This window comes from Sphingobacterium corticibacterium (genome assembly GCF_004208525.1).
GTDB lineage: Bacteria > Bacteroidota > Bacteroidia > Sphingobacteriales > Sphingobacteriaceae > Sphingobacterium > Sphingobacterium corticibacterium.
In genome coordinates, this window is sequence record NZ_SGIT01000001.1 from 417238 (window position 1) to 435175 (window position 17938).

At 41.9% G+C, this 17938-nt stretch carries 16 protein-coding genes and 1 tRNA gene; 9 read left to right on the top strand and 8 right to left on the bottom strand.

Annotation, left to right across the window (positions count from 1 at the left end; translation table 11 throughout):
* Positions 1-5 precede the first annotated feature (5 nt).
* The 7 genes from EWE74_RS01755 to EWE74_RS01785 all read right to left on the bottom strand — a co-directional run bounded on the left by EWE74_RS01755 (position 6) and on the right by EWE74_RS01785 (position 7920).
* Positions 6-443 carry a rod shape-determining protein MreD gene (locus EWE74_RS01755; protein ID WP_239018521.1) on the bottom strand — a complete coding sequence of 146 codons (438 nt, stop codon included), beginning with the start codon at positions 441-443 and terminating at the stop codon, positions 6-8.
* Positions 444-525: 82 nt separating this feature from the next.
* Positions 526-1362 (bottom strand): rod shape-determining protein MreC, encoded by an 837-nt coding sequence (mreC, locus tag EWE74_RS01760; RefSeq protein WP_130139822.1) that lies wholly within the window; start codon positions 1360-1362, stop codon positions 526-528.
* 94 nt (positions 1363-1456) lie between these two features.
* Positions 1457-2479, bottom strand: coding sequence for a rod shape-determining protein (locus EWE74_RS01765; RefSeq protein WP_130139823.1), 1023 nt, complete (start codon positions 2477-2479; stop codon positions 1457-1459).
* Positions 2480-2536: 57 nt separating this feature from the next.
* Positions 2537-4129 (bottom strand): M1 family metallopeptidase, encoded by a 1593-nt coding sequence (locus tag EWE74_RS01770; RefSeq protein ID WP_239018522.1) that lies wholly within the window; start codon positions 4127-4129, stop codon positions 2537-2539.
* 100 nt (positions 4130-4229) lie between these two features.
* Entirely contained in the window at positions 4230-5759 is a 1530-nt protein-coding gene (locus tag EWE74_RS01775; protein WP_130139824.1) for an NAD(P)H-hydrate dehydratase, read from the bottom strand.
* Positions 5760-5809: 50 nt separating this feature from the next.
* Entirely contained in the window at positions 5810-6481 is a 672-nt protein-coding gene (locus EWE74_RS01780; RefSeq protein ID WP_130139825.1) for a response regulator transcription factor, read from the bottom strand.
* Positions 6478-7920, bottom strand: a complete 1443-nt coding sequence (locus tag EWE74_RS01785; RefSeq protein ID WP_130139826.1) for a sensor histidine kinase — start codon at positions 7918-7920, stop codon at positions 6478-6480. Before EWE74_RS01785 ends, EWE74_RS01780 begins: the two co-directional genes overlap by 4 nt.
* A gap of 151 nt (positions 7921-8071) precedes the next feature.
* Between EWE74_RS01785 and EWE74_RS01790 the strand changes: the two genes are divergently transcribed.
* From EWE74_RS01790 to EWE74_RS01805, 4 genes are all read left to right on the top strand, one after another.
* Entirely contained in the window at positions 8072-9460 is a 1389-nt protein-coding gene (locus EWE74_RS01790; RefSeq protein WP_165384626.1) for a DUF4270 family protein, read from the top strand.
* 13 nt (positions 9461-9473) lie between these two features.
* Positions 9474-10460, top strand: coding sequence for a Kelch repeat-containing protein (locus EWE74_RS01795; RefSeq protein WP_130139828.1), 987 nt, complete (start codon positions 9474-9476; stop codon positions 10458-10460).
* Between the two features lie 17 nt (positions 10461-10477).
* The gene (locus EWE74_RS01800) at positions 10478-11119 is read left to right on the top strand and encodes an outer membrane beta-barrel protein (protein WP_130139829.1); all 642 of its coding nucleotides are present in this window, start codon (positions 10478-10480) and stop codon (positions 11117-11119) included.
* A gap of 75 nt (positions 11120-11194) precedes the next feature.
* The gene (locus EWE74_RS01805) at positions 11195-12112 is read left to right on the top strand and encodes an OmpA/MotB family protein (RefSeq protein WP_130139830.1); all 918 of its coding nucleotides are present in this window, start codon (positions 11195-11197) and stop codon (positions 12110-12112) included.
* 57 nt (positions 12113-12169) lie between these two features.
* On the opposite strand, the gene nhaA is transcribed toward EWE74_RS01805, so the two are convergent.
* Entirely contained in the window at positions 12170-13345 is a 1176-nt protein-coding gene (gene nhaA, locus EWE74_RS01810) for a Na+/H+ antiporter NhaA (protein WP_130139831.1), read from the bottom strand.
* A gap of 218 nt (positions 13346-13563) precedes the next feature.
* Here nhaA and xerD point away from each other — a divergent pair, with 218 nt between their 5' ends.
* The 5 genes from xerD to EWE74_RS01835 all read left to right on the top strand — a co-directional run bounded on the left by xerD (position 13564) and on the right by EWE74_RS01835 (position 17857).
* Positions 13564-14457, top strand: a complete 894-nt coding sequence (xerD, locus tag EWE74_RS01815; RefSeq protein ID WP_130139832.1) for a site-specific tyrosine recombinase XerD — start codon at positions 13564-13566, stop codon at positions 14455-14457.
* Between the two features lie 77 nt (positions 14458-14534).
* Positions 14535-14858, top strand: coding sequence for a hypothetical protein (locus tag EWE74_RS01820; RefSeq protein ID WP_130139833.1), 324 nt, complete (start codon positions 14535-14537; stop codon positions 14856-14858).
* 89 nt (positions 14859-14947) lie between these two features.
* Positions 14948-17065, top strand: a complete 2118-nt coding sequence (locus tag EWE74_RS01825; protein ID WP_130139834.1) for a TonB-dependent receptor — start codon at positions 14948-14950, stop codon at positions 17063-17065.
* 13 nt (positions 17066-17078) lie between these two features.
* On the top strand, positions 17079-17708 hold the full coding sequence (locus EWE74_RS01830; protein WP_130139835.1) for a hypothetical protein: 630 nt from the start codon (positions 17079-17081) through the stop codon (positions 17706-17708).
* Positions 17709-17782: 74 nt separating this feature from the next.
* Positions 17783-17857, top strand: a tRNA-Arg gene (locus EWE74_RS01835).
* Positions 17858-17938: the final 81 nt, after the last annotated feature.

Genomic DNA, 17938 nt, shown 5'->3' on the forward strand with positions numbered 1-17938 from the left:
CCTTTTTAAATACTACCAATACGTGACTTTCTTTTATAAACCAGCAAACTTACCAGTAGAATGATACAAGTTGTAAATATACTACTTAAAATAGTACTTGCCAGTGTATATAGAAAATTAGAAAATGTAAATGTTTCTATAAGAAAAAGAAAGAAATGATGTACAACGGCGCCAAAAAACACGTAGGATAGAAACCATTTGGTACCCATCACCCCCAAGGAAGGTGTGTTAAACGACTCTTTCAGTTCGACCTCTATGGTGATTTTATGGAAGAATATTCGAAATAGCGCTAGACTAACACATGCTGCGGCATGTACGCCAACAGAATCATAAAAAGCATCTATCGTCAAACCTGTTAAAAAGGAAATTAGAAACAGCAACAAATTTGGTAATCCTATTGGTAAAAGGAAAATAAAGAAAATATAGGGATAAGTGGTCGCCATATTGTAATAGCCTATGTTTTTAAATAAGACTACTTGCAGTAGAACCATGATAATAAATCGGACAATATTTATAATTATTACGCTACCCATTGTCTTGACTGTCAGCTTCTAGTTGTTCTTTTTCTTTAATCAGTAAATCTTTCACCACATATACATGATGCAGATTGCTGAAATTCGTAGATAGTTCTATTTTAAGATCTAAAAAGCTCTCTCCAGATGTTATACCTGTTTCCACTATTTTTCCGACCTGAATACCTGCGGGGAATAACGAAAAACCAGAGGTATATACTTTTTCACCCTGTTCAACCTTAACGTGATTCGGGATATCTCTTACCACACCGTAGCGGGGATCTATACTACTTCCCCATACAAGGGAGCCAATAACTTCAGAGCTGTCCAATGTAACGGAAATCCTCGTGTCCGGATGTAAAAGTGACTGTACGGAGCTGAAATGAGGTGAAGTTTGAAGCACAATGCCGACAACGCCATTGGAGGTGATGACGCCCATCCCTTTCTCTACACCATCGGCCGAACCCTTGTCGAGCGTAAGATAATTGTTCTTTTGGTGAATACTGTTGTTGGCAACCTTTGCTACGATAAAAGCATACCGGCCCTGTTCGATGGAATCTATAATACGGACGGTATCTGCCGTCGTATCCGCCTGGAGGAGGCTTTGGATTTGTTCCCTTAACATGCCGTTTTCAGCAGCCAGTTCTTCATTCGTTTCATTTAACGAAAGATAGCTTTTCCAAGAGTTTACTTGTTTATAATAGGAACCTATAAAAACATTGGATGAACTGATAAAGGAAGAACGTTGAAAGTTGTTATGACGCACAACTAAAATAATGGATACGACAAAAAAGAGAATAAACCAAAATATAGCGTTATATCTAACCAGAAATAGCCAAAGGTTTCTCATGTGTTTTGGTTTCTATTATTTAGCTGCCAACAAATACGCGATATAAACGACCAGTTCGTCTATATCGCGTATATATCAATGAATTATAATGCTTTTACTGCATTAAAAATTTAAACCGACCAATATTTTTCAACGCGATTCCCGTACCTCTTACCACGGCACGTAACGGATCTTCGGCAACATGTACCGGAAGTTTTGTTTTCGCTTGTATACGTTTGTCCAAGCCCCGTAATAATGCCCCTCCACCAGTGAGGTATATACCGGTTTGATATATATCTGCGGATAGTTCCGGAGGTGTAATTTCCAGCGCTTTTAAAATGGCTTCTTCTATTTTCGAAATGGATTTATCCAAACAGTGGGCTATCTCCGTATAGGACACCGTAATCTGTTTCGGAATACCCGTCATGAGGTCTCGACCCTGTACGGCGAAATCCGCCGGTGGATCTGATAGCTCGGGAAGAGCTGCTCCCACTTCAATTTTGATTTTCTCGGCAGTGCGTTCTCCAATCATGATATTATGTTGACGACGGATATATTGTACGATATCCGAATCAAAATTGTCGCCAGCAACGCGGATCGATTGGTCACAAACGATACCAGACAGGGCAATAACCGCAATTTCTGTGGTACCCCCGCCGATATCGATGATCATATTACCGACAGGTTCTTCGACATCGATACCTATGCCGACTGCCGCAGCCATAGGTTCGTGAATTAAGTAGACCTCTTTGGCACCTGCAATTTCTGCTGAGTCGCGTACCGCCCGCTTTTCTACTTCCGTAATACCCGAGGGAATACAAACGACCATCCTCAGCGATGGAAAGAACCAAGACTTACCTTTGTTCACTAATTTTACCATTCCGCGAATTAAATGCTCGGCAGCTGTAAAATCTGCTATAACACCATCGCGCAATGGCCTTACCGTTTTTATATTGTCGTGTGTTTTACCTTCCATTTGCATCGCTTGTCTTCCGATAGCAATCACCTTGTTGGTGGTGCGGTCAAAAGCAACGATAGAAGGTTCGTCCACTACTACTTTGTCATTATGTATAATTAAGGTGTTTGCTGTCCCTAAATCGATAGCAACTTCTTGCGTAAACCAGTTAAATAACCCCATGCAATTATATTGTCTTGTTTCTCAAATTTAATGCAAACCTAAATAAAAAAAATGGTTTTATCTACACTCTACCACCCCTATATAATAATTAAATGTATCAACATCCAGTTCTTCGGTATTCTCCACTTTTATGGGTAAAATCTGAAAGGTAGCGTTGATTTCATAACGTGTTTTGGACTGCCCTTTTTTTCCGATGTGAATAGGCATTTTAAAGTCCGGTACTTCTGCAATCCAACGGCAAAACACTTCTCCATTATTTCGTTGTAGAATTTCCAGTACCGGAACACTTTTATGCTGAACATACTGTTCAAATATCTTTGTGAAATCGATGCCCGATTCCTCGTTTAGATAGGTTAAAATATCGTTATAGTCTACCGTCTGATGATAAAATTTGCTATTCAGTCCGCGAAGGATGGAACGCCATTTCTCATCGTCGTCTATCATGGTCCGGATCATGTTGTGTAACACGCCGCCTTTCAGATACATGTCTCCCGATCCTTCTTTGTTGACACCATAGGGCCCTTGCAAAGGTTTATCATTCAAAATGCCTTTTCGGTTACCGTTTACGTACGCTTGGCTAGCTTCCTTTCCATAATGATAATCAATAAAAAGTGCCTCGGAATAATTGGTGAAACTCTCGTGTATCCACATGTCGGCTAGGTCCTTTGCCGTGATGTTGTTGCCAAACCACTCGTGACCGGACTCATGGACGATGATGAAATCCCATTTCAACCCCCAACCGGTGTCTGAACCATCTTTACCTAAATATCCGTTCTGAAATTTGTTGCCGTAGGCAATGGCGCTTTGATGCTCCATGCCCAGATGCGCTGTTTCTACTATTTTATAACCATCTTCATAAAAGGGATAAGGTCCAAACCAATACTCGAACGCCTCAAGCGTTTGTTTCGTGTTGTTCTGTAAATGCTTGATTTTATTTTTGTTTTCCTTTAATACATAATAGTCAACGGAAAGCGGTCCCTTTTCGCCTAGGTACGTTTCCATGATATGTGTATAATCTCCAATATTCAAGGCCACGTTGTAGTTGTTTATCGGGTTGCGTACTTTCCAGTGATATTTGGTGTAGTGTTTATCTAACTTTTCGGTTTTTACTAATCGGCCATTCGATACATTCATAACCTCGTTTGGAACGGCGACAGAAATCAACATGCTATCTACTTCGTCAGACTGATGGTCTTTATTCGGCCACCATACACTTGCACCCAAACCCTGACAAGTAGTCGCCACCCAAGGTTTTCCTTTACTGTCCTTTTTCCAGTCGAAACCGCCATCCCACGGTGCACGGGTTGCTGCAATGGGGGTGCCCGAATAATAGACCTTGAAAGAGTCTATCTTTCCTTTCGGAATTGTATTTGGAAAGTCTACGAAAACCGCATGGTAAGATCGCTCAAAAGATAGTGTTCTCCCTTGGTACTCCACACAGTCTACCGAAAGGTTATCAAAAAGATCGAATTGTAATCTTTCAAAATTTTCAACTGCTTCAAATTTAAATAAATTGCTTCCAGATATAAAGCGATTGTTTATATCTACTTTGATGTCAAGATGGTAATATTTTATGTCATAACACGTCCGGAAAGGTGTCAGTGTGCCTCGAAGGGAATCGGCCTTACTGAATATTTCTTTGGCTTTCATAAGCTGGGCGTGTACCGGGCTTGCTGTAAAGAATGGTAGAAGAATTAATAAGGTATATGGTATGTTTAGTTTAATCACGGTCAAGTGGAATTTGTCTCTGTTAAACATGGGGATTTTGTAGGTGCTGCCATGCACCAGATAAGTGTGTAATAATATCAGTCGCTGTGATGCTTTTTTCGTGGATAGACAACGCGGCAATGTCGCCCGCCAAACCATGTAGGTATACGCCCAGCAAAGCCGCATCAACTGCTGTGTGGCCTTGGGCCAACAAGGAAGTGATGATGCCAGAAAGTACGTCGCCACTACCCCCCGTGGCCATACCCGGGTTACCTGTTGAATTGAAGTGTACGGTACCATCGGGTAAAACAATAGCGGTATTTGCTCCTTTTATGACGACAATCTGTTCGTGACGATGGCTCCAATCTCGGACCTTTTCGATTTTTTCAAAGTCCTCTTGCCATGAACCGATTAAACGCTCCAATTCTTTAGGGTGAGGTGTCAAAATACTGTTTGGTGGGATGAGTGCATGCCAATCCGGATTTTTGGCCAGTATGTTTATAGCATCTGCGTCGAATAGCAGGGCAGGTGTTTTGGGTTTCAGTCGGAACCACTCCAATAATTTACGTAAGGCTCCCGCTGTATCTTGATGTGTCCCCATACCCATGCCGATGCCGACGGCTTGGTAATCTGTAATGTTTTCGGGAAACATGCTGATATGTGTTTCGAGCGGATCTGTTTGTACCTGTGCTTCGGGAAATACACTTTGTAATATGGAATAACCACAAGCTGGAATGTATGCCGTCACCAGTCCACAGCCTGTTCTTAATGCCGCTTTGCTTGCCAGGATAATGGCGCCAATACTGCCGTAATGTCCGCCTACAATGTACGTATGCCCATATGTGCCTTTATGAGAGAACTTCGATAACGGACTTGCTATAATCTGCACATCTTCTTTCTGTGTGTATAGATAACGAGTTGATAATGTGTTTTCTATATTCTTATCTAACCCGATGTCCAATACCTGGAAATTACCTGTGAAAATAGCGTATTTCGGACACAGGAGGCTCAGTTTAGGACAGGCAAAAGTATAGGTAATGTGGGCTTGTACAATAGGTACATCGGCAGGTGTAGGCCTGTCTGCAAAAAGTCCGGAGGGGATGTCGACAGAAAGTATAGGGTTGGAAGCGGTGTTTATCTGGTGAAGAAGTGGTTTCCAGTGTTCATCCATCGGGCGAGATAAACCGTAACCGAATAGCGCATCAATCAAGATACTTTTTGTCGGAAATTCTAAAATACTTTTGGGGCTCAGCGAAGAAATAGGTATACCCATTTCGTGGAGGCGTTGCTGGTTTATTTTGTTTTCCGTGCTGTAGGAAGTATGTTCTAATAAATAGATTTTAACGGTATGTCCGGCAAGGGATAGCATTCGCCCAACCGCCAATCCATCTCCACCATTATTTCCAAAGCCGCATAAGATCACAAAAGAAGCTTGCCGTTCACCAACATACTGCTGTATCGCCTGCGATAAAGCATCTGCCGCTCGTTCCATTAATGTAGCTGGGGCAAGATGCTGACTCGCCATCGTCGCTTGTTCCCATTTATAAATATCTGTAGCAGAAAGGATCTTCATCGTTTTTTTTGTTTAAACTTAGATAAATTTCCTTTTACATGCAATTATAGCTATATCATCATCTTATAGCCAATACCTCTAATGTTTTTAATTTGGATGCTCGGATCTTTGATCAGATACTTTCTTAACCTACATATCAATACATCGAGACTTCGGCTGGGACTAACGGGTTTTTTACTCCATAATTTTTCGACAATAATATCGCGTTCCAGCACCGTATTACGATGTTCATATAGCATTTTGAGCAATACACTTTGCCTGTATGATAGATCGATGGTGTCATCTCCGAGCTGCAATATTTGTCGTCTGGCGTTCAATGTATATTTACCGATATTGGTGGAATCAGCGGTTATATTTCTAGCTTTTATATTGGCCATGGAACCGATTCTCGCAATCAATTCTTCCATGACAAAAGGTTTTTTTAGATAATCGTTGCCGCCTACATCATAGCCGTTAAGTAAATCTTCTGTCGATGTTAGTGCCGTTAAGAACAAAATTGGCGTCGTACGATCTTCCTCCCTAATTTTTAAAGCCAATGTAAAGCCATCCATGCCCGGCATCATAACATCTGATACAATAACATCCGGTTTCTTTTTATGGAATAAATCTAAAGCCTCGATAGCGGTTGACGCAAACCGGACGTTAAATTCTTTCATTTCTAAACTTAACATAATAATTTGTGCAAGTTTAATTTCATCTTCGATAAGTAATACATCGATCATAGCTGACGTTTTTTTGGAATTCTGATAATAAAAGTTGTTCCGCTATTTTTTTTGCTTTTTAGTTTTATGGTGCCTTTATGTTGGCGGATGATCTGTTTAACATACGCCAGTCCCAAACCAAATCCCCTCTGGTAGCTATTATCATCTTTTGGTACTCTGAAAAAGGGATCGAATATAAGATCATGATAGGTGTCGGGTATACCGATGCCGTCATCGGAGACGGATAGTTCGATAAATTCTCCATCACGAATTTCCTGGATCATAATTTGAATGTTTTTTGATCCATATTTGATGGCATTATCGAATAGATTGCTGATCACGTTACCCAAGTGGAGTTGATCAGCCCACAGAACTTGGCCCGCTGCAAAATTTTCATAATTAAATTGAATGTCCTGTGAAGAGCTGCCCACGCGAATTCTGGTTATGCATTTGGAGATGAGCTGCTCTATCTTGACATATTCGTAGTGCAACGGTTTCCTGGTGGCATGGTCGTCTTCAGCAATTTGCAGCACGTTATCGATCATGTCGGATAAATGTTCCAGCTCTTCCCGCGCAATAGACTGAAACATAGCTCGTTTTTCGATATTCTCTTTTTCGGTAAAGTTTTGCAATGCTTGGACGGCAGCATAGACGGTAGATACCGGTGTCCTCAGTTCATGGGTCATTTGGTTAACAAATGTTTTCCGGAGTTCTGCCAGTTTATCCTGTTTGGAAATAGTTCGGAAGAGGTACACAAAACATCCCAGAATCGTAAGGACTAAAATAACCGCAAGGCTTAACTGCCAGCTCAGACTATACAAAGCTTGCCGCCATGGTAAAGTTAGCGTCAATGTAATAAATCGATGTTGCTGGGCATCAATGAGTAAAGGGCGGAGGGTAAGGGTAGTGCCCGAAAGAGAGTTTACAGGCGTTCTAACCATAAATTCCCCGTCTTTTGCCGTGAAAATGTCCAATTTGAAATCGGTCTTTAAATCGTTTGCATAGAGTAGCTCGCCTATTCGATGCTGTAGAACATTATAAGTTGTCGTGTCAAAAGTCACGTAGTTGAACAGGAATCCCGGAAAAAGTTGAGGCGGCCGGAGAGGTAATCTCCCGTCTGGTTTTAAAAAAGCATGTCTCGGCGGCGCCGGCTTTATTCTTTCCATGATTTGGGAAAGCGAATCTGCAGATACATTTGGATACATTTTTATAAGCTCATCATACAATACTTTTTCGAAAAGAAACGTAGGTCTGTTCATGGTCTGTCTGTCTTCCTGGCCTCCTTGGTAAGCCGCTTGAACATACTCCTGTATAGCGTCAAATAATAGCCTTTCTGCCGTAGACGCCGTATTTTCGATGTATTGGTTGTAGCTGCCATATAACCACGAACTTAGAAGCAATACAATCCCCGTTCCCGATGCCACCAACGGGATAAATAATAATCTAAGCCTGTATTTCATTATGTTGCCCTATCTTGCATGCCATCTTCTTCATTTGTTTTTCAAAACAAAGCAAAAAGTTTATCATGTCATCTTCCTGCTTTTCGATTTAACCATATTTAACCCTGTGAAACCTTTGTTAACATTAAATATACACAGTTTTGTAGCGGATATGAATCAGCAAAATATGAATGGTTTCAGAGCAGTTTATCACTATTGTGTTTGGATAATTGTCTTGCAATTTTTGAGCGCCTGTAGCGGGGATGGTTTGGATGTCGGGATCGTCAATGAATTGGCCGGTGTTAATAGGGCCGATACGTTAACGGTGGAAGCCAGCACGTTTCTTTTGGATCCGCTACCCACTACCGGGCAAGGTGTGTTACTGGTCGGGCGTATAGATGATGCAGATCTCGGTCGTGTAGAATCGCGGTCGTATTTCAGGTTATCGAACGAGCAGCTCGCTTTAAGCAGCCTGCCGGAAAATTCACGCTATGATTCGTTATCTATTACGCTGTATTACAACGGCTATTCCTATGGCGACACGACAAAATTAACCCGATTCAATCTACATCGTGTAATCGAAGATATAGAGCCTTACGAATTTCCGATTGCGTTGGAAGACGATGAGTATCCGGTATTCGCAAGTGGTGGCACAACCTTATTGGCCAATCGCGAATTTGCGTATGATAGCGAATCACTCGGCTCGGTATCCTTTCGGCCTCGACCCAATACACCGGAAGATACCGTGGTAACCATACGGCTGGATGACCAATGGGGGCAGACCCTTTTCGATATGGCCGTGAATGAAGATACGAGGCTGACGGTCAACGATGATTTTGTCAATTTTCTGAAAGGGATGGTCTTGGTGCCCGCCGATGAGAGTGAGGGGGTAGTTATCGGATTTAAGGATTCGGTCGCCTTGGAAATTCATTATTCTTATGAAACGCAAAATGATGGTATGCGGGAGGAAGGCGTCATCAGTTTTCCGATAGGGGCAACTACCCACCAATTTAACCGTATCATAATAGATCGTGCAGGAACGCCGTTGGCAGATTTGTCCGACCAAAATGATAACCTGGCGTCCTCATTAACCGGAAACCGCACCTACCTACAGGGGTTAACGGGAGTGGTTACGCGTTTAAGATTCCCATCGGCCCGGCTATTTGTGAATGATGGTGCCATCGCCATAACCAAAGCCCAGTTGATCATCGAAACAGATCAGTCGAAAGAGCACGTTTTTTCACCGCCGGATGCCCTTATACTTATGCAGGCAAATCGATACGGTACGCCGGTTTCGATCCTGCCCAACAGCTTTCAGAGCGATACACAGACAGCTTACTACCAAATGGGTAGTCAGTCCGGAGGGGCGGCAAACGGGAAATATGTGTTTGATTTAACGGGGTATATGAATGGTCTGCGAAATAGCGTAGAAGACGAAGCAGTGAGCCTCTTGCTTGCTTTGCCGACCACGAGTCTTCTATCTGCTGTTGATCATTTGAAAATCGCCGTAAAGGACGTTAGACCTGCTATTAAATTACAAGTATTATACGTAAAATTCTAAAAACTAAATAAATATGAATTGGTTAATTAAATTGCTTTTACTAACTGTTGTGTTGTTTGCCGGTGCGGCATGTTCGTCTGATGACGATGATGATCCTGATGAATGGACAAAAGGAGCAGATTTTGAGGGGCTTCCAAGAAGCGGTGCCACCAGTTTTACCATAGATGGTTATACCTATATCACCACGGGTTATGGAACGAGCTCAAACAGATTTGTGGATACTTGGCGTTTTAACCCGGCTCAGGAAAATTGGACACGTGTGGAAGACTTCCCCGGGGCAGCGCGTAACAATGCCGTATCTTTTGTGATGAACGGAAAAGGATATGTGGGCTTAGGAACCAACTCCAACGTCATGTTTAAAGACTTTTATGAATATGACCCTGCAGGCGATACGTGGACGCGTGTCACTGACTTTGCCGGTGATGCTCGTTACGGTGCCGCGGCATTTACCCTGAGGGATGTCGGTTATGTAGGTACCGGAAAAGATATGGACGGACAAGATTTTAACGATTTTTATAGTTATACGCCGAGTGCAGACGGTGGAACTTGGACGAAAATAGCGAGTACACCTAATAAGCGTTCTTTTGCTTTCACCTTTGTGCTGAACGATTTGGTTTATCTGGGTGGCGGAACCAGTAATAACCAGAATGTTGCATCCTTTTATACATTTGATGGAACGACATGGACACCGAAAGAAGATCTTTCTGGTCGTGACGATGATTATACCTATAATCTGACCCGATTGAGTCCGGCAGTATTTGTTTTAGACGGACATGCTTATATATCCGGCGGTTTGTCGGCAAACAACGGATCGCCGACGACGTCTACATGGAGGTACGTGGTATCGGGGGATTACTGGGAAGAACATCAGGCGTTTGGTGGTTCATCACGGCATCAGGCAGTTTCTTTTGTTCATGATGGTGCTGCTTACGTGGTAACAGGCCGTAGCGGTACTTCACCTTTTTATGATATGTGGCGATTTATCCCTAATCCATGGTAATGTAAACGCGCTCGAAAATGAAAAAAATATATACGATTTGTTTTTTCCTGTCGGCGATACTAAATATGGCGGTTGCGCAAGACTGGAAACTGAATTATGGCGTTGCCGCAGGTGCCACCAGTTCCATCTATTTGTTGGAGAACATCAGTAGTGGGGTAGGAAGATCGGCTTCCAAAACATATAATGGTCAAGTGTCAGGCTGGGCAATGTTATCTCCTAATAAATATTTTGGTGTAGAAGGAGGGTTAGCTATAACGGGCTTAGGAGCTGTGTTAAACCAATCTGAATTCGGAAGTCGGGAAGTCCGGCAGCATACGTATTGGCTTCAAGTACCTGTTAATCTGGTGGCTAAGTTACCTTTACGGGATACCAGTAATTTTTTTCTGAAAGTAGGGGGGTATGCAGGGGTTGGCTTATTCGGTAAAAATTATATTCCCGATAGTTACAGTGGTTCGGCGAAGCAGGAGTTTTCTTTTGGCGATGATGGTACACAAAAAGGGGTTGATTTTGGTTGGAACGTCAGTTTTGGTTATAAACTTCGATCCGGATATTTGATAAATATAGGATACCAAAGAGGGTTGACGGATGTAGCTCCTGATCAAGCCGCGTATGAGCAACGGAATCGTGCCTATACAATCGGTATCGGGTATGAATTTTAAGAGAACGTCACCATTTCAACGTTTTTTAGGCATTACTTTTGCAATGCTTGATATTAAGAAACAAAATGTCAACTTATGATACATAGAAGAATAATCATCATGGCTGTCCTGATTTCTGGTTTATTCCTTGCGAGTTGTGGCGGGAAGAAAAGATATGCCGCATTGCAAATGCAGCACCAGGATTTGACCGAACGTTATCAACAAAGCCAGATGCAACTGGCAGAAAGTCGGACGAACGTTAAAAATTTAGAAGAGCAATTGGCTATGGAGCGTAAAAACAATGCCTCCTTACGTGAAGCATTACGGCGTTTGCAAGGAACGTTGGATATGAGTATAAACCAAAATACGCAGGGAAATGTGAATATCTCGAAGTTGGTTGATGAAATTAATGCATCGAATAGATATATCCAGCATCTGGTGAACACCAAAAACAAAAGCGATTCACTTAATCTGGTCTTGACCAATAATCTGACGCGTTCTTTAAGTCGCGAAGAGTTGCGCGATGTGGACGTGAAAGTGTTGAAAGGTGTGGTATATATATCATTATCGGACAATATGCTATATAGATCAGGTAGTTATGAGATCTCTGAAAGGGCCGGAGAGACACTTAGTAAAATCGCGAAGATCATCCAAGATTACAGAGAATACGATGTGCTAATTGAGGGTAATACAGATACCGATCCTATTTCACAGAAAAATATTCGAAACAATTGGGATTTAAGTGTATTGCGTGCTTCATCTGTTGTGCAAGCATTGCAGAACCAATATGGTGTTGAACCCAAACGTTTGACAGCTGGAGGACGTGGGGAGTATAATCCTGTCGCTGATAATACAACGCCCGATGGAAAAGCAAGAAACCGCCGCACACAAATTATTATTACGCCGAAACTGGATCAGTTTATGGAGTTGATTGATAAAGCGCCGGAGACAAGTACGGACGCTGAAGTGCCTGCAGAGACTCCGGATCAACAAGAAAATACGCCAGTATTTTAAAATAAAATAGATTTTTAAACCAGAAAGAGGCAAGTTTGAAAAACTTGCCTCTTTCTACTATATGTGCGGTCGTTTGCTCAACGCTTTCAAAAAGAAGTAACCAAACAGCCCCGATAGCAGTGAACCTACCAAAACTGCCAGCTTTGCTTCTTCTACATGTAAGGGATCACTGAAAGATAGTAATGACACAAAAATAGACATCGTGAAACCAATTCCACCAAGCATACCAACACCGGCAATATGCGCCCATGTTGCTTTATCAGGCAACTGTGCAAGGCCGGATTTTATACATAGAAACGACGTACTAAAAATACCCACTGTTTTGCCGACGAAAAGCCCAATCATAATACCGAGACCCATAGGTGAAGTCAACCCACCGATCATTTCACTTTGAAACGTGATAGCGGTATTTGCAATGGCAAATAAAGGAACGATGATAAAGTTGACTGGTTTTGCGATGGTATGCTCTAGTTTCTCCAGTGGAGATTCTACGTCGGTATCGTTTGTTGGGATAGTCATGGCTACGAGAACCCCCGCAATCGTGGCATGGATACCCGAATGATGGATAAAATACCATATGAAAATACCGGGGATGAGGTACATCCACAGGTTTTTCACCCCAAAACGATTAAAAGCAACTAAGAGCAAGAGGATAGCGGCTGCATATAAGAGATAAGTAAAATGAAGTTCGGTAGAATAGAAAACGGCAATAACCAGAATAGCTAATAGGTCGTCTACAATAGCCAGTGCTGCTAAGAAAACTTTGAGACTTACAGGCACTCGTTTGCCAAGCATGGAAATAACGGCCAGCGCAAAAGCGATATCTGTTGCCATCGGAATACCCCATCCGTGATGCGTCTCCGTTCCTGCATTGAACAAGGTATAGATGAGTGCCGGAACCAAAGCACCTCCAATAGCCGCTAATATGGGTAATGCAGCCTGGCGGGGAGAAGATAACTCACCTTCTACGAGTTCACGCTTTATCTCTAAACCCACTAATAAAAAGAAGATCGCCATGAGCCCGTCATTTATCCAGTCGGCTACACTATATCGGAGCTGAATGTTGGCGTTTTCAAAGCCCAAATGGGTGCCCAGTAGATTGTTAAATGCCTCCGATAAAGGACTATTTGCAATAATTAATGATAAAATAAGACATACGAATAATAAGATGCCACCACCTGTACTTGAATCTAAGAAATCTTTAAGGGGTTTTAGATTGATTAATTTTGCCATGACGACGAAGTTATTGAAAATTATTTGTTTTCACTACCTTTGATAATATGAAATGTCCATGATTGCAAATCACAAACGCCGATGAATATAGTCTGGGCATTCCATATGATCTTTAAAAGACAAACCGTAAGTATTCATTTATATAAATGAATACTTACACTTATAGATAATTATATACATATGAAATACTGCCTATTAAAAAGACAATTTATTCACATATGACATGGGATCTCGTGAAAAAAGATTTCAAGCGCTATTTGCAATTGGAACGTAATCTCGCAAACCATTCGATAGCTGCTTATTTGAATGATGTGCAGAAGTTGGAAGCCTATTGTAGCTTTAAGCGAAAGGAGCTTGATCAAATAGATACCCTGTTTATACAGCAATTTCTCGTTTTTATCAATGATTTCAGCATTTCGCCTTTTACACAAGCCAGACTTCTTTCCGGGTTGCGAACTTTTTTTGCATTCCTCCAGATTGAATATGACCGGAAAGATAATCCGACTGAACTATTGGAATCCCCTCGGTTAAACCGTAAAATTCCCAGTGTGCTAAACCTCGAAGAGATAGATGCACTAATTGCGGCTATTGACGTGTCTACATTAGAAGGCATGCGTAATAAAGCCATTTTGGAAGTATTGTATGGATGTGGTTTGCGTGTTTCAGAATTGGTGACATTAAAAATTTCGAATCTTTACTTAGATGTAGAGTTTATCAAAGTTGAGGGAAAGGGAAATAAGGAGCGTCTCATTCCTATCGGACAGCAGGCTATTAAATATTTGAAAATATATCTGGAAGAAATACGCCCTCATATTCCGATACAAACAGGATATGAAGATATCGTATTTCTAAATAGGAGAGGAAGGCAGTTAACGCGTGTTATGGTATTCCTTATTATTAAAGATCTGGCCAAAAAAATAGGTCTTACGAAAACGATTAGTCCCCATACTTTTCGGCATTCGTTTGCTTCTCACTTAGTAGAGGGGGGGGCGGATTTACGTGCCGTACAGGATATGCTTGGGCATGAAAGTATTACAACCACAGAGATTTATACACATATTGATAAAGATTATTTACAGTCTGTTATCACACAATACCACCCAAGATCATAATCTCCTCCGGATGTTAATGCAACTAAGTAAACTTTAATTTGCAATATGATTGCATTTACTTATCTTTGTGGCTTCTTATGGTAGCGAAGATAGGGCGGTTTATAGGTGTGATCATGGCATTACTGGTGTTGTCAACAAGTAATGGGCTTCATTATACGCATGATATTACACACCATCACGATTGTTCATCTTCGGATCATCAAGAACATCCCGATGCAGATGAATGCGCACTTTGTTGGTTTGTTTTACATCAAGTAAGTCATCATTTTGCGATAGATAGTTTGTTGCCGGATATCGCGGTACAGACGTGTATAAATCTACGTAATGGAAGAAATTCTTTATTTTTTCCGGATGGAATAGAACGTTTACAACGCAACAAAGACCCGCCGCAACACGTATAAACCCACGTCGTTCAGATTTAGATCCTGTTAATTTGTATGATCAGAATTTAAACAGGCTCTTATAACATTTCTTAAAAATTTTTAAATAGATGCAATACAAATGCTTAGCCCTGTGTTGGGTGCTATGGCTTTTTGCCGTCCCTGGTAAGGGGCAAGAAGAACGTTCATCGTTTTTGAAAAGACAGGATTCCATTCATTTGCAAGATGTGGAAGTCATTGGGCGTCGTGGCGAATTATCCCAAAGTATACATCGTCTCTCTACGCAGGAGATGCAAGAAAACAAAGGAAAACCTTTGGCAGAATCGCTGACGGATATTTCCGGCGTGTCTACGATTGGGATGGGAAGCAGCATTGTGAAGCCTGTTATCAATGGGCTCCACAGCAACCGGATACTTATTCTAAACAATGGAGTCCGCCAGGAAGGACAGCAGTGGGGTATGGAGCATGCACCAGAAATCGATCCTTTCACCGCAGCCCAGCTGGAGGTCGTAAAAGGCGCGCAAGGTGTTCGATATGGGGCAGATGCGTTGGGAGGTGTTATCCTTGTGTCGGCAAATGATATTGATTTAGAGAAAGAATGGAAAGGAAATCTTGATTTGATAGGGCAGTCGAACGGACGTGGGGGAATGATAAATGTGCTTTTGGAAGGGGCGGTGAAAGCCTTGCCCGGATTAGGTTGGCGTATGCAAACAAGTGGTAAAAAAATGGGGAATTATAAAACGGCCGATTACTTCTTGGGTAATACGGGAGTAGATGAATTCAACTATGCCGGAACATTGCAATATAAAAAAGACAAAAATCAACTGGAATTGTATTTTAGTCATTTTGGAACACAATTGGGCATCTTTCGGGGTGCTCATATCGGTACGGTTGAAGATATTCAAGCACGTATAGACCATGGACGTCCTTTTGAAACTTATGATTTTAGTTATCAAATAGAAGCACCTCGGCAAAAGGTAACGCACGATCTGGTTAAAGCGTCGTGGGAACATCAACTTCGTGCTGACCGTCGATTGGAAATGCACTATGGATTGCAACGAAACCATCGTCGGGAATACGATCTACGAAGAGTGGAATCAGACGATCTTCCCATGGCGGATATGGTATTGACCACACAAAGCTTGGATGTCGTGGTGAAGGAAGGTCATAGCTCAATAGGTGTACAATCGCTAATACAGGTCAATAATAATATGCCCGGTACGGGTACAACACCTATTATTCCTAATTTTGACAGCTACGCAGTGGGCATATTTGCCGTGCACCAGTTTCACATTGATAGGTGGCACGCGGAAATAGGTGGTCGCTATGATTTCAAGTATTTGGATATCGCGGGATATCGCTATCGAAGAGATGCTATCGATGATGATGGAACAGTAGAGCAGTATCTTCTAACAGACACTCGTCGATTTCACAATGCGTCGGGAACAGTCGGTACGCTTTATCATTTTTCACCCAAATTAAGCTGGAAAAGTAATATTGGGTTGGCCTGGCGCGCACCTTCCGTTAATGAGTTGTATAGCGACGGCGTACACCATGGAAGTGCGACTTATGAGCTGGGAAATCCAGATCTCCGTAGTGAAAAAGGCTTAAAATGGATAAACGCTTTTATATGGAGTGATGAACGTCTCCAAGCAACGGCCGATGTCTATGCGCAGATGCTATACGATTATATTTATGCACAGCCCAACCCGGATGCTGTTCGCCAAACGATTCGAGGTACCTTTCCACTGTTCGCTTATCAACAGCACAACGCTTTTTTTTATGGTGCTGATTTGCAATTGCGCTATGCGTTTCTAAATACGTTTCACTATGATGTGCGTGCATCCATCGTGCGTGCGCGTAATGTGGAGTTGGATACTTATTTGCCTTATATTCCATCTGCACGTTTTCAACAGGCACTTTCATGGGCCTATTGGGGTGATTCACAGCCGGAAAGCTATCTCAAGTTTGCACATCGCTTTGTCGCAAAGCAAAATCAATATGAGGAGGGAATGGATTATGTCGCACCGCCACCCGCTTACCATTTGTTTGACGTCGTGGCGAGTAAGCACATCAAAACAGATACGGATACTGGCACATCTTGGAATGTTATGCTGTCGGTAGAAAATTTATTCAATCGTTCCTATAAGGATTATATGGATCGATTTCGTTATTTCACCCATCAAATGGGTAGAAATATAAACGTAAAAATTTCTTATCAATTTTAAAATTATCAAAATCATGAAACAAATTAATATTTTTATTTTAGCCATTAGCATACTTTTCTTTGCACCATCATGCTCCAAGGATGATCCTATACCAGAAGAAGACCAAGAGGAAGTGGGCACAGCCACACTAACTTTTACAGAAGTAGAACGTGAAGCGCATGGAGATCACTATGATTACAACGATATAACGGATCCTGAAATAGAAGAAGTTAAGTTTGAAGGCAAGGATATGCTGCCTCCGGTTGATGCGCATTTGCATTTGGAAGTTGGAAAAACCTATCGGCTGGAATTGCTCGCTACCGATTTTGCCGGTCGCGAAACGCAACAGACATTCGTCAGTCGTGCCGATATACATCAGGCTTTTATACTCGGCGCGGAGGCGGGGAGTCTGGAATACGTATACGCAGATAGAAATGCGGATAATCAACGGGTAAACGTAGGTGTTACAGGTTATTTAACGGTTCTAAAAGAAACGAATACCTTTACATTGCGTTATGTAATGCGCCATTTAAATCCGGGTGTAAAAGATAATATTACTGCTGCCGATTGGAACAATATAAACTTCACCCAATTTACGGGAGCGAACGATTTGGATCTGAAAGTAGCGGTTCATTTGGTGTCCGAAGATGGCCATCATCATTAAAAAATATACGTTGGCATTTATATTTTTCATTTCGATTTTAAAGTAAGGTAAAAAATAGTATTTTTGCCAGCGCAGTCTCCGTAGTTCAATGGATAGAATTTCAGATTCCGGTTCTGAAGATATGAGTTCGAATCTCGTCGGGGACACCACTTCTTCCAACAGCGTTTTCACAAAAAGAAAACGCTGTTTTCTTTTCAGAAGGATAATATCCCATATATTGTGAATCCTCG

Excerpts from the sequence above, each read along its gene's own strand:
- EWE74_RS01800 (WP_130139829.1), top strand. The coding sequence starts at position 10,478 with ATGAAAAAAATATATACGATTTGTTTTTTCCTGTCGGCGATACTAAAT.
- EWE74_RS01805 (WP_130139830.1), top strand. The coding sequence starts at position 11,195 with ATGATACATAGAAGAATAATCATCATGGCTGTCCTGATTTCTGGTTTA.
- EWE74_RS01795 (WP_130139828.1), top strand. The coding sequence starts at position 9,474 with ATGAATTGGTTAATTAAATTGCTTTTACTAACTGTTGTGTTGTTTGCC.
- xerD (WP_130139832.1), top strand. The coding sequence starts at position 13,564 with ATGACATGGGATCTCGTGAAAAAAGATTTCAAGCGCTATTTGCAATTG.
- EWE74_RS01775 (WP_130139824.1), bottom strand. The coding sequence starts at position 5,759 with ATGAAGATCCTTTCTGCTACAGATATTTATAAATGGGAACAAGCGACG.
- EWE74_RS01785 (WP_130139826.1), bottom strand. The coding sequence starts at position 7,920 with ATGAAATACAGGCTTAGATTATTATTTATCCCGTTGGTGGCATCGGGA.
- EWE74_RS01830 (WP_130139835.1), top strand. The coding sequence starts at position 17,079 with ATGAAACAAATTAATATTTTTATTTTAGCCATTAGCATACTTTTCTTT.
- EWE74_RS01790 (WP_165384626.1), top strand. The coding sequence starts at position 8,072 with ATGAATCAGCAAAATATGAATGGTTTCAGAGCAGTTTATCACTATTGT.
- EWE74_RS01820 (WP_130139833.1), top strand. The coding sequence starts at position 14,535 with ATGGTAGCGAAGATAGGGCGGTTTATAGGTGTGATCATGGCATTACTG.
- EWE74_RS01765 (WP_130139823.1), bottom strand. The coding sequence starts at position 2,479 with ATGGGGTTATTTAACTGGTTTACGCAAGAAGTTGCTATCGATTTAGGG.
- nhaA (WP_130139831.1), bottom strand. The coding sequence starts at position 13,345 with ATGGCAAAATTAATCAATCTAAAACCCCTTAAAGATTTCTTAGATTCA.
- mreC (WP_130139822.1), bottom strand. The coding sequence starts at position 1,362 with ATGAGAAACCTTTGGCTATTTCTGGTTAGATATAACGCTATATTTTGG.
- EWE74_RS01770 (WP_239018522.1), bottom strand. The coding sequence starts at position 4,129 with ATGAAAGCCAAAGAAATATTCAGTAAGGCCGATTCCCTTCGAGGCACA.
- EWE74_RS01825 (WP_130139834.1), top strand. The coding sequence starts at position 14,948 with ATGCAATACAAATGCTTAGCCCTGTGTTGGGTGCTATGGCTTTTTGCC.
- EWE74_RS01755 (WP_239018521.1), bottom strand. The coding sequence starts at position 443 with ATGGCGACCACTTATCCCTATATTTTCTTTATTTTCCTTTTACCAATA.
- EWE74_RS01780 (WP_130139825.1), bottom strand. The coding sequence starts at position 6,481 with ATGATCGATGTATTACTTATCGAAGATGAAATTAAACTTGCACAAATT.